The sequence below is a fragment of the Bacteroides finegoldii DSM 17565 genome (genome assembly GCF_000156195.1).
In the GTDB taxonomy this organism is placed as follows: domain Bacteria; phylum Bacteroidota; class Bacteroidia; order Bacteroidales; family Bacteroidaceae; genus Bacteroides; species Bacteroides finegoldii.
The window spans coordinates 125,297-138,516 of sequence record NZ_GG688320.1 but is presented as its reverse complement, the minus strand read 5'-3'; the positions used below and the strand labels follow the sequence as shown (position 1 = coordinate 138,516).

The window sequence follows — 13,220 nt, the reverse complement described above, 5'->3', positions numbered from 1 at the left end:
ATGGACGAAAACATAGAAATATTCACCCGCCTGTGGGAACATGCCGAAAATGAAGTGGTAGAATTTAAGAAGGCTGAAACCAACTTTGATGTAGATGAGTTGGGTAAGTACTTCTCTGCCCTCAGCAATGAAGCTAACTTGCGTGAACGCGAATTTGGCTGGATTGTATTTGGTGTGTGGGATAAGAAACATGAGATTGTTGGTACCTCATTCAAAGATGGTGAAGTGGCGCTCAACAAATTAAAGCAAGACATGTCGCAACATACCACTGACGGATTAATCTTTCGAGAGATTATTCCGTTGGAAGTGGAAGGCAAACGTGTGCTCTTGTTTAAAGTTCCTGCTACTCCTCGAAACATCGTAATGAAGTGGAAGGGCATTGCATACGGACGTGATGGTGAGAGTTTGAAACCTCTCAACCAAGCCAAGCAAGACGAGATACGCCAGCAACCACCTATTCCTGATTGGACTGCACAATTGGTGCCTAACGCTACGATTGGTGACCTTGATGAATTGGCTATAGCAACTGCTCGTATTATGTACAAGAAGGTGCACAAATCATCAATTCCAGCAGAAGAAATTGAGGGTTGGACTGCGGAAGAGTTTCTCTCAAATAGTGGTGTAATGCGTGATGGTCAACTCACGCGAGCTGCTATCTTGCTATTAGGCAAACCACTCTCACTTCAAAAAATACATCCTACTGTGGCGCAGATTACATGGACGTGGGAGGATAAAGATGAGACTGTGATTGACTATGAGCATTTCACTATTCCCTTTATTTTGACCGTGGATAAAGTTCTGGCCAAGATACGCAACAAGACGATGCGAGAATTGCCTGGTGGTACACTCTTCCCTGATACCATGAAGCAGTATGATGACTACACCATACGCGAAGCTCTCCATAACTGTATTGCCCATCAAGATTATACCCTTCAACAGCGTATTTCGTTTGTGGAAGGTAACGATAAACTGTACTATGGCAATGGTGGCAGCTTTATTCCCGGTACAATCGAAAATGCACTGGAGCATAAAGGTCCACAACGCCACTATCGCAATGAATGTCTTTGCACGGGCATGGTAAACTTCAATATGATTGATACCGTCGGCCGTGGCATCAAAAAGATTTTTGCCGAGCAACGCAATCGTTTTTTCCCAATGCCTGACTACGACATCGATAATAATAAGCGTAGCGTTGGCGTGACCATCTATGGTAAGATGCTTGATGAAAAGTATAGTTCGCTGCTGAAAACAAACACAGACTTGACGCTGAAAGAATGTGTCTGGTTGGATGCTATTCAGAAGCATCGTCCTGTTACGAAAGATGCAGTCAAGCACCTGAAGGAGAAAGGGCTCATTGAAGGAAGATCGCCGAATTACATTATTTCGCTCACAGTAGCTAAGCTGACTCATCAAATTGGACATAACATCAAGGAAAAGGGACTTGAAGAAAAACTGCTTGAGCAAACCATTCTGCAATTAGCAAGGGATGCTGGTAATGAAGGGTTTAAGTTGGCAGATGTTTACGAAGCCTTACACAAGAACCTTCCTGCTTCAATGAATGCTACTTCAAAGAAAAGGTATTTAGGTCGTTTGCTCTCTAAGATGGGGTCATCAGACTTACTTCAAATAGAAGGAAGAACATGGAGAATAACCGAAATAGGATTGACTAAACTGCGGTTATAATTCGGCTATAATCCATAGATAAGTTTGTAAAGTAGTTCATTATCAAGCATATTGCATTGAAGTTCGGTTATAATTCGGCTATAATTCGGTTATAAATTACAGAGATAAAGCGGCAGTTGTTGCCTCCACCTAATATAAAACATGTAGCCCATGTCAAAGTATCATAAAGAACAAATAAAGTGTCCGCACTGCACCATAAAGGTGAGTTTGACTGTTTAAGGAAACCACACTGCTCGTTTCATTGACAGACTAAAGAATATACTTGATAATAACAAATAAAAAGCAGCATAATTATGGCAATAATCAAAAGACCTCCTCATGATGATGGACCTGTAAACGCCGGCGAAAAGCGTTTACTCGATTATCTGTCTGTGAAGTTACCCAACAATTATTTTATCATTCCCAACTGTAACATAGCCATTACGGGACCTAACTGTATCATGAAGTATTGGGAATATGACTGTATTGTGGTGACTCCTCATGCCCTCTACCATATTGAAAATAAGGATTGGGCTGGAAACCTCGAAGGCGACGACTATGCTTGGTTCCGTAACGGTCAGGAAGTGGTAAACCCACACAAGACTGCCGGACTAAAGAGCCGTATTCTTGCTTCTAAAATCAAGAACCAACATCCCGACTGGAACTTTGGCCAGATCATCACTTTGGTTACGTTGAGCCATCCTCAGCAATCGAAGTTTGGTTTGGATCCAACTTGTGACACTTACAAGCAGACTTTCACGCTCGGTGAAGCTCTCGTAGAATTTATCAGTAACCATGAAGTGGTAGCACGTTCAGAAAATGGTATTCAACCATTGATGGCGCAACTTACCGATTTTCTTACTGGAGAATCGGTGGAAAGAAGACGCGCTGAACGCACCACCATCTTCAACTACACTATCGAAGAGAAGCTTCAAGAAACCGAAGAATTTACTGAGTACCTCTGTGTGCCACAGTTTATCGCTACGGCTCGTTATCGTGTGCGCGAATATCCTTTGGATGTCGCGGACAAGAGCCCGAAAGAACTGCAACAACTAAACTTGTCAGTGCAAAACGCTTATATGGCACAAGAAAAAATTGGCGACTCTCCTTATATCGTCAATACAAAGTGCCAGATGAACGAAGAGCAGACTTACTACTATGAGATAAGTCGCTATCAAGATGAGAGTTCTCTGCGTGCTAAACTCAATCAAAAGACTTTCAAACAAACCGATAAGCTTAGCATTATCATGGATGTGGCTAACGCTTTGAAGGCAGCCCATAAGGTGCAGGTGTATCATCGCAATGTCTGTCCTGAGAATATCTATGTGTTTGAAGGCGGAAGAGCAGCCTTGGCAAACTTTAGAATGTCATGGTTTGTAGAGCACATCGACTTGAGTTTTTCTGTAAATTCAGTTGGCGATCAGTCCTCGCCTTACACAGCTCCTGAGCTTTTGGATGGCGATGTAACGTCTGCTAGTGACATCTACTCATTAGGCGTGGTATTCTATCAACTGATGGTAGGCCGATTGCCTTTTGACAGCGTGTTGACTTTCGTAACGGCTTTGGGCGGTGAACTTCCTGAAGACCATCTACCCAGCCATGTGCTGAAAGAGCTACCTGCATGGATGGATGAATTTGTGCAGAAGACAATGGTGGTTGATGCGGACAAGCGTTGGCAAACAGCAGAAGAAGTGCTTGACTTCCTCAATGCTGCGATTGATGAAGAGGTGCATAAAACGATTGCTAATTCTCATACTACTTCGCCTGAGCACGCAGAGAAGACACTATACTTGAAGGATATGAAGCCTGGTATGAAGGTTTCTCCAAGCATGACGCTTCATGAAATATTGGGCCGAGGTGGTTTTGGACGTGTTTTCAAAGTGTGGCACGATATGCAGAAGCAGTTCTTAGCCATCAAGATATTCGAGAAGGATGCCTCTATTGATAATGCCATCAATGAGTTTAATGCACTCAAAGAATTACATCATCCCAATATTGTAGAGTTCAAGCATAACGACAGAACCGTTCCCGGTGGTTTGTTCTTTACTTTGATGGAATTGCTTGATGGCGAAAACCTTCAAGAATACACAAAGGGTGATTTGCGCCTTCCAGCTGATGAAATTTTCAAGATGGCGACACAGATTCTTAGTGCTTTGGTCTATATGCAAAGCAAAGAGCCTCCTGTGTACCACCGCGACATCAAGCCCAGCAACATTATGTGGCACAAGCGCCAGCTGTACAAGTTGATTGATTTCAATATTTCGGCTACGACGGATGATAAGTCGTTTGGAGGAACCTTCCCTTATATGGCTCCAGACCTTATAGTTTCAGGTAATAAGATTGACTGGGATTGCTCTGCCGATACCTTCGCGCTCGGTATCACGCTTTACGAACTGCTCGCCCATGCTTATCCATGGCCTGGTGGTAACTTGCGTCCAAACATTCACAAGTTGCCTACTGATATTCGCAACTATAATGATAAACTATCCAATGAGATGGCTGACTTTGTGATGAAGTCTATCATTACCGATAAGAATAAGCGTTTCAAGACAGCACAAGAGATGCTGGATGCACTGAACGCTATCGGTTTGGATGGTATGCAAAAGGATTCATCTGTAATTTCTATCACCCACAATGGAGAAGATGTTGGGAATCCTGTGGACTACATCAACTCACTATATAGCCAAAGTCGCCATGGCAATGGAGGTACACGTGCTGGCGTAGCTCAACATGAATTTGATACGTTAACTTACTCTGAAACTCGCTTGGACAGAGAGTTAATTGCCGATATTGAAGCTTTGAAGTACAAATTGATTATCATTACTGGTAATGCAGGTGATGGTAAGACTGCCTTTATTCATCGCATAGAAGATAAGGGCGTGGATAAGCAGCAATTTGACACGAACAATGGTTCCCAATTCTATATCTCTGGCGTTCGATTTGAGTCGAATTATGATGGCTCACAGGATGAAGACGACAAGGCAAATGATGATGTATTGGTTGAGTTCCTTTCTCCATTCTATGGTCTGAATGATTATACGCAGGCTCATGAAGGACGTGTGATTGCCATCAACGAAGGTCGTTTGGTCGACTTCTTATCGATGCGTCCCGAATTGCGTGTGCTGCAGGACAACATTGAGGAGTATTTTTACAAGGAAGGTCATGCTGAATTATTACCTGGTTTGATGGTGATAAACCTGAACCTTCGCTCTGTAACTGCACGTGATGCTGAGACAAAGATGCCAAGCCTGTTGGCTCAACAAATGAAGAAGTTGACACGCCATGAATTGTGGGGTAAGTGTCAAAACTGTCCTGTGGCCGACCGTTGCTTTATCAAATACAATGTGGACACCTTCCAAGATACCAGCGCTGGTGATGAGGTCATCAACCGTTTGGAATGGTTGGTGCGCACCATCGTTTATAAGCGTGAACTCCATATCACCATGCGCGACTTGCGCTCGATGATTGCGTGGATGTTGACCCGCGACTATTCGTGTGAGGAAGTAAAGGCACTGATTGAATTGGTAAATGCTGACAATGTACCTGAGTACTATTGGCAATATTACTATTTCAACCTGACAGCGCCTGTTACATACCCGGACCCCAACAAGGTAGAATACTTCGAACTGCCGACACTGGAATCAAACGACCGTTTGGTAAAGTTACTTCGTGAAACAGACGTTGCGGGTGTGGCTTTGCCTGCATTCGACCGTGATTTGTACTATCGCACGAAACGTCCGAACGACTACATCATCTTCAGCGATCGTACGCGCTCTTTGCTGAAGGACTTCAATGATTGCAATCAAATTATTCCTGCATACGAAGTGAAGTCCGACGATGTTCGTATGGCTGTAACAAGCCGACATAAGTCGTTCGTGCGTCATCAGTATTTTGAAGGAGCCATTGATTTCAGAAGAAGATTACCTTATCGATATGCCAGTGCTTTTGAAAAGCAGTTGCGCCTTGAAGATCCTAAGGAATTGGCCAAGACTATGCAAGACCTTGCGAGTGCAATTTCTGCCAGTGAGGGCTGTTCTAATGAAATGCTAACTAAGGGTTATCTTCTTTTGGCAAGTTCAAATGTGGCAGACCCCATTTCAAAGAGCTACCGTCGTTTCTCTTTGGATGAGTTCGAGCTTTATGTGAATAAGACTGAACACTTGACAAAGTACATCGAGTATGAAAGCGACAGCTTGATATTCCGCCATAAAAAGGATAAATTTATCCAACTGACGGTAAGTCTTGACTTGTATGAAATGCTGGAATACATTCACGCAGGCTTTAGTCCTTCTGTGAATGACTTGCGTGGACGCTTCATCGAGCTTCAGATATTTAAGAATTTGCTGGAGGCAAAAACGTATTCAGAGATACTTGTGACAAAGAATAATCGCAAGTTCACTGCTATACGATTGGACGGTCAAAAGCATATAGTAATTGAACCTCTTAACGTGCAATGATATGATATTAAAACTAAAGAAAGGAACAGGTGTACAAGCCTTCCTGAATAAGGAAATATTCTATGTCGATGTTAAGTCGGTAAAGCTGGACCGTGTGCTGACCAATCTTTTTATCAAGATGTATGCTGACGGTGCTCCAGTATCAATGGCTTTCCGTAAAGAATATACTATTGACATTCTAAAAGAGAACGTGGCGACCTTGGAAAGCCAAGGTGTAATGCATGGCGTAAGCGACAACCCTGATGGCGTGGAAGATTGGCTTCGCAGTTCGTTGTTGGAGTTGGTGAATCGTGGTAACGTAGTAAAAGAGCATGTATCAACACTAAAGCCTCTGCATTTGCTAAGTTTCCGTGTTCAGAACAGCAAATTTTGTCGTGACTATCGTGCGTCAGACCAACTTTATCTGATGCTGCGAAGCAATCCGGAAGTAATGCATGGATTGGTGCGCTACCTTAGTAAGGGCTGGGATAAGCAGACAGGAGAAATCGTTTCAAGTGAGGATTTGGATGTAGATACTACAGGTATTCTGTATATCACCAAACCATTGCGTGAACGTAAGACATTAAATAAGGTGGCAGAAGCCATTCCGCAGCCGTTCCTCCGTGAACAGGCAACCTTGTTTAATGACGATATTCGTCGGTTGCTTCTCTATAAAGACAAGCTTCCTAGAGCTGTATTCATTGACTATCTGAGAATACTTTGCGGTTTCCATTTGGCTTTATATGCAATGAAACTGATTTACCTGCTACCAAAAATGGTGGATGCTGGTTCACGTCAAGTGGAAGACGATTGGTCGATGCTCGTAGATGTGACTGATGACTTAGATAGCATTGTTTCTGCATATGCTTGTAAAGATGTGGAAAGAATGCAAAATGGCATTGGCAAGTACATTCGTTCTACCTATATGGCCGACATCATTCAAGACAGAAAACCATGCTCTATTGACGAAGCGCTGAGAATACTGAAAGAAGATAATAACAAGTCAGATGGTTTCTATGAATCCGTTTTGAATGGAATCCGGAAGGATCTTCCCAACTCTGATGAGAAAGAGTTTGATAAAGAGGACTTTAGAGAAATGCTTGAGCTGTTTCCTGAAGATGACTACTTCGATATGTTGGTTCATGTATTAGAAAAATCAAACTTGGGTAACTATCAGTATCGCTACTTACACGAGTTTCTTGATGCTGTGGCAATGAAGAACTCTTCATCTATGCTTTTGGCTGATAGTCGCTCACGCCGCCATCCACGACGTGGCGCACTCGGCTCGAAGCTCTTAGAAACGTTGGTGCAACTCCTTGTGTTAAAGGAAAAGCCTACTGGCGGTTACGAAACTCGTTCTTTATCGATTGACGAATTAATTAGTGAAATTCGTGACCGGTATGGCTTAATCATCAATGGTGTAAACGAGAAACGTTTTGCCAATGCGGATGTGGAAATGAATGAAGCATTCCGTACTAATGTAGAAGCTTTTAAGGATAAACTTCGTCAGATTGGTTTCTACACCGATATGAGTGACGCTTGCATCCTGCAGAAGATTCGCCCACGCTATAAAATGTAAACGATGGAAGAAATAAGAACTCTGTATTACGAGCGTTTTATACAACATGTTGTTGAAACGTATGCACCAAAGTTGAAGCAAGTTCGTCCGGGGCATTGTATGAAGATTACAGGCCTCGCGCTGAAAGAACTTCGTGTTCTGCTTCCTTTGTTGCGCCCCATCAATAAGGATTTGTCGGTGTTCATTCTCTCTGAAGAAAAAAAGGGAGAGGAGTTTATCCATGCAACCAAGCTTATTGAATTGAGAAATGACCCCACAAAGGCTGTGCTCATCTTGGTACCGACCAATAGCAGAACGTCAGCAGAAGACTCTTATGGTGACGCTACGTTCCAAAATTTGTCAGCATCAGACCTACAGGACTCCTTCATTCGCAAGCTGATTGACGAGATTCCTGAGGAAAAGAAATATAGCTGGGCACAGATATTTGAACTGCTTAGAGACGAGGTTCATGCCTACAAGAATGATGTCATTTCGTACATACTTTATTTGGAGCTAAACCAGTTCTCAGATGAAGCATGGGGTAATGGCTTATTTGTGTTTGACATGTGGCCTGACATGGCGCTTCTCAAGGATGAGAATGCTGTGCGCAGACGTTTCATGCTGAACAAAGAAAAGGCTTCAGTTATTATCTCTGATTTTTCTTTGACCGCTGCTGATCGCATTTCTTCTCTTCCTATCGAGAGAGGAACTATTCAACGTGCCCTTATGAGCTTCCTTACTTCTGATGATTCTGTAGAAGACGCAAATTCTTTGTTTGAATCTATTCTGCGCAATCATCCAGAGTTCAACTATGCCAATATTCCATGGCTTGAAACTGGATCTTCTGGCCCAGTGAAGGTGATGGTTGACTTGAACACGGGTAAGGATTCAAAGAAAGAATTGGTTAGAGACGATGAAGGCAATTTTGTATTAAACATCATTACTGAGAAGAAGTCGAAGGTATCTTTTACCATTACTACTGACCCTGCACCAAAGGACAATCCTGCGATTGTTTCTTTTGAAATAGCACTGGTTGACATCAGCGATTTTTCAGAAGTTGGTGTTATAAAGAAAGCCAAAGTTGGCACGAACAAACGTGCGTCACGTAAGATGTCTGTGAACATTGCAGATGGCATGTTTGATGAAGGTGATTACTTGCTGCGTGTTCGTGCGCTTGATGAGAACGGCATTGTACTCGAACAGAAGAAAGAGTTCAAAGAAGACATGGTACAAGCTGCTTGGGAGGAGGCAAAGGAAAAGAACCCGAACCTCCAAATGGAACAATATCGTTTGGAACACCACGTGGCATATTGTAACGAATCTGCAGTATTCACCATTGTAAACGATGGTGATGTGCCCGAAGGTCAAATTGATAAACGAGCTAAGGTAAATAGCTTTACACAAGCTATTATTCTTTATCGTTCGGCCCATTTGGCAAAGAATGAGGATTTGGATATTCCTACAGATGGTGTTGATCGTAATCTGTGGGTGGATGGCAACTTGAACAACACTTATCACTTTGATTTTGGCGCTGCTTATGCCTATCAAATACAGCTGTCGAAGAAGTTAATTCAGTTGGAATCTACTTTCTTGAAGAATGCCAATGAGTTTGGTCATGTCGAGGCACTGTTAGGCGGAAACCCAACAGATGCTTACTTGATGAATCCGAACGATACGGCTATTCGTGAACCGCTGTTTGTGCCTGCCTCAGATGTCAATATTCCCAATGAATTAATTGCTTTAAGAGAAGACCTCTTTGCTATCATTCGAGAATCGGCAGAAGACGAAAGTGGCTTAACAAGCACTTTGGACTTCACAACCAATTTGGGCCTGATTAAAGCCTATCTTTCTGAGTACAATACTTGGCTCAGAGAGGAATTGGATAAGGATTTAAATACAGACGATGTGGTTAAGCTGCAGAACATTGATACGGTTCTATTATCCGTAGAAATGCCTGACGGCAGCAAAAACCAAATTAAGTTGGTAAGCCCTTTACATCCATTGCGTTTAGCTTGGATGGTGAATCTGTACGAACTTTATCAAGATTGGGAAGACCGTACTATTGAAGTACCTAAGTACAGAAAGGCTTGGTATCGTAAACTGGATAAGCTTTTCCAAGGGCAAATTCCAATGAACGTGGCTCCGATAGTGCTTAGTGATGACCCTCTAAAGGAAGCATATCAGTACATTGGTGAACTTACCTTTGGTTGGGGTGCTTATGCACAACCTACGCAGTCGGAGGAGGCATTCTCTTCAGGCAGTCGCCAGTTGAAATCATACGTTTCGATGTTGCTGAATGTAGAAAGAGAAAAGCGTATTGATAGCGATGTGAACTTAGATTTGGTGGTACGCCATCTTTTCAATTACAGCGTTTCTCATCCTTATACTGATAAGTTGGTTATTAACCTGTTTAATGCAGGTGATGCGGCTACGTTCGCAGAGGCGTTGGTTAGACTGGAGAAGATTGGTATCGGTCATGAATTGACTTATGAAATCAGACTGTTTACCGATGAGAATATGCTGCAATCCGGTGAAGCATTCAAGGATTTGCTCGACCCAGAATCTGCAGTTGCAAACGATGCGGAAGTTTTCTCACAAGCTTCTGCTAATCGCTTGTTCCCTAAACTTCGCTTCTCCTTGAATAAGACGAGCGATTTTATCAACAAGCATGATAACTATCAGGCTCATCTTTCTTTCTTGGTGAATCCATTTGTGGTAAACACGGAGCCTGCTCGTCCAAGCGAACTAAGCCGTTCTTTTTTCTTGAATGGCACTATCTGCAGAGATATTGTAGAAGCAAAACCTGTGGGTAAAACCTTTGTATGGAATAGATACTATTCTAATAAGAGCTTGCCTAATCCTGTTTCAGAATCTGCCAACCTTGAAGTTAGCTTGTTTGCTCGCTTGCAGGAAGTGATTGGTAAGATGTTGTCTTCAACCATTGAAGAGTCTGTGCCAGCCACGACGTTGCGATTGAAGGAGAATGACATGATGCTCTTGTCATTCATTCATGATAGCAGTGACTGGGTAGTTACGTTTGACAAAAATATGGGACCAGAGTTCTATGACCTTCCATGTCTTGGCGATTCGGATGTTCCATATCTGTTGGATTATGTGCCTAATGACGAGGCTACAGGTATCTCATCTTACTTGACGACGAAACCGACGAGTGAAATCGCAGCACTGATGGTTCCTCTGTTCAAGCAGTATGGCATCAATATTGAGGATAAGAAGAATTTCAAGCAGATTCTTGAGGATGTTCGTTCAGTTAGTAGTTCACTCATCATGCAGGTGAATACTACGTCGAGAAAAGGCTTTGAGGTGATTGGTACCACGTTAACGAAGCGTTTCTTGGAGAAGAAGGGCATCACAACAGAATCCTTCATGATTCCTATTGACCTTCATAAGGAACTCTTTGTCGATTTGGATAGCGATAAGCAGGAACGAGCCGATAACTTGGTGGTTAAGATCGATACCAATCGCAAGGAAATCCTTTTCAATGTGGTTGAGATTAAATGCAGAAATGCTTATTACCAAGCAGACGAACTTCACCAAAAAATTGTAAATCAGATTGAGAATACCATCTTCGCCCTGCGTTCTCACTTTGAGATAGCAGTGGATGGCAATGATAGACTTGATCGAGAGCTAAAAGTGCTTGAGTTGAAGTCTCTCTTGGAGTTTTATATTAACCGTTCACTGAGATATGGGCAACTCAACCCGGACAAGGCTCATGAGTACAAGGTGTTCTTGAGTAAGCTCTCCGAAGGCTATACTATTCGATTTAAGCGTCTTGGTGTAATCTTCGACTTTATGCAGGCTGAGCGCCAAAAGAAGGATTTCTATGGTGATGCGGTGATTTATACGATGGGCAATCCTGTTATCGAGCAAATTCTTGATGAGAATAGTAACTTGAAAACACAGGTGTTGGAAGCTCAGGATAATGAGTTCGTGAACTTTTTTGAACCTACTTTCGTTCCTGCAGAACAAACTAGCCCAGCTCAAGAACCGCCAGTTAAGCCTGTAATAGTTGTTACTCCGACTGATAATTCAGACTATGAAGTTATTGTGCCTAAAAAGGTGAAAAACACTCCAACTGAATCAGCAGAATCGGAGGAAAAGAATCATAATGATTCTGTAGTCTTCGATAAGCCCAGTGAGGAAGTAGAGCAACCTCAAACGGCTCCTGCAGTTACTCCAGAAGTGGATGAGCAGCCTTCAAAAATGGAACCGACTAAGGAAGAAAAGCCGGAAGAAGATGTGCCTGTGATAGATACTCCTGCAGAAGATATACCGTCACACCCATCTCATGACGAAGAAGTCGTCATTCATGAGTCTGATCCAAACTACAAAGAACCTGTAGTGGATGTTATCATTGGTAAGAATGGCGAATCTCCCCAATTTGGGGTACTGGGCAAGATGGTATCAAATGGCCGTGTTATTGGTATGGACCTCAATGAGTGTAATACCATCAGCCTTTTTGGCGTTCAAGGCGCAGGAAAGAGCTATACGATTGGTTCGGTAATAGAAATGGTACTTAAACAGTTCTCCAACGTAAACAAGTTACCAGCATCCATGGCAGGTGTGATATTCCATTTCAGTGAAAGTATGGATTATGCGCCTGAGTTCACATCAATGGTCTATCCTAATGATGAAGCAGGACAGCTGGCTAAGCTGAAAGCTGAATACGGTGCTGAGCCAAATTCTGTAAAAGATGTGGTACTTCTTGCACCTGAAGCTCAGGTCGAATTGCGCAAAGCTCAATATCCTGATTTGGAAGTTCATTCAATTGGCTTTGATTCAGGCGAATTATCGGTTCGTGACTGGTTATTCCTCTTAGCTGCAATGGGTAATGATTCTGCTTATATCAAAGAACTGAAACAGATTATGAAGGCTTGTCGTCAAAATATGTCGCTGGCCAACATACGTTTTGGCGTTGCTAATAGTGACCACCTCTCTACTTCTCAAAGAGCATTGGCCAATACCAAATTGGATTTTGCAGAGGAGTATATTACTGATGGTTGTAAGCTGCAGCAGTACCTTCGCCCGGGTAGACTTATCATCGTTGACTTGCGTGATGAGTTTATCGAAAAAGAAGAAGCATTAGGCCTATTTGTTGTCATGCTCAATATATTCTCAAGTGTGATGACTGTGGATGGTAAGGCATTCAACAAGTTCATCGTATTTGATGAAGCTCATAAATACATGAACAACAAGGATTTAGTAGATTCTATCACTACGGCAATTCGTGAAATGCGTCATAAGGGCGTTTCAATCATGATTGCCAGTCAGGATCCAATGAGTTTGCCTACTGAAATCATCGAACTTAGTTCGATGGTAGTGATGCACCGCTTTAGTTCACCCGCATGGGTGAAGCATGTCCAAAAGGCGATAACACCCCTTCAAACGCTAACAGCTACAGAAATGGCAGCATTGGGTTCAGGTGAAGCCTACCTATGGGCTAACAAAGCGACTGATAAAGCGATTACTCAGCGTCCGATAAAGATTAGCATTCGTCCTCGTGTCACCAAACACGGTGGAGATACTATACAAGCTGTAAAATAAGA

The 13,220-nt window shown here is 42.7% G+C and carries 4 protein-coding genes; all 4 read left to right on the top strand.

Going from position 1 to position 13,220, the window contains the following annotated elements; all coding sequences use genetic code 11:
- The 4 genes from BACFIN_RS13760 (at nucleotide 1) to mads8 (ending at nucleotide 13,218) form a co-directional block, all read left to right on the top strand.
- The gene (locus BACFIN_RS13760) at nucleotides 1-1,683 is read left to right on the top strand and encodes an RNA-binding domain-containing protein (RefSeq protein WP_007750909.1); all 1,683 of its coding nucleotides are present in this window, start codon (nucleotides 1-3) and stop codon (nucleotides 1,681-1,683) included.
- A 293-nt stretch (nucleotides 1,684-1,976) separates the two neighbouring features.
- Entirely contained in the window at nucleotides 1,977-6,119 is a 4,143-nt protein-coding gene (mads6, locus tag BACFIN_RS13765; RefSeq protein WP_007750907.1) for a methylation-associated defense system protein kinase MAD6, read from the top strand.
- A 1-nt stretch (nucleotide 6,120) separates the two neighbouring features.
- On the top strand, nucleotides 6,121-7,677 hold the full coding sequence (gene mads7, locus BACFIN_RS13770; RefSeq protein ID WP_007750905.1) for a methylation-associated defense system protein MAD7: 1,557 nt from the start codon (nucleotides 6,121-6,123) through the stop codon (nucleotides 7,675-7,677).
- Nucleotides 7,678-7,680: 3 nt separating this feature from the next.
- Nucleotides 7,681-13,218, top strand: a complete 5,538-nt coding sequence (gene mads8 / locus BACFIN_RS13775) for a methylation-associated defense system ATP-binding protein MAD8 (RefSeq protein WP_007750902.1) — start codon at nucleotides 7,681-7,683, stop codon at nucleotides 13,216-13,218.
- The last annotated feature ends 2 nt before the right edge of the window (nucleotides 13,219-13,220 follow it).

What these genes read in the sequence shown, in the direction of transcription:
- BACFIN_RS13760 (WP_007750909.1), top strand. Translation starts at nt 1, where the DNA reads ATGGACGAAAACATAGAAATATTCACCCGCCTGTGGGAACATGCCGAA.
- mads6 (WP_007750907.1), top strand. Translation starts at nt 1,977, where the DNA reads ATGGCAATAATCAAAAGACCTCCTCATGATGATGGACCTGTAAACGCC.
- mads7 (WP_007750905.1), top strand. Translation starts at nt 6,121, where the DNA reads ATGATATTAAAACTAAAGAAAGGAACAGGTGTACAAGCCTTCCTGAAT.
- mads8 (WP_007750902.1), top strand. Translation starts at nt 7,681, where the DNA reads ATGGAAGAAATAAGAACTCTGTATTACGAGCGTTTTATACAACATGTT.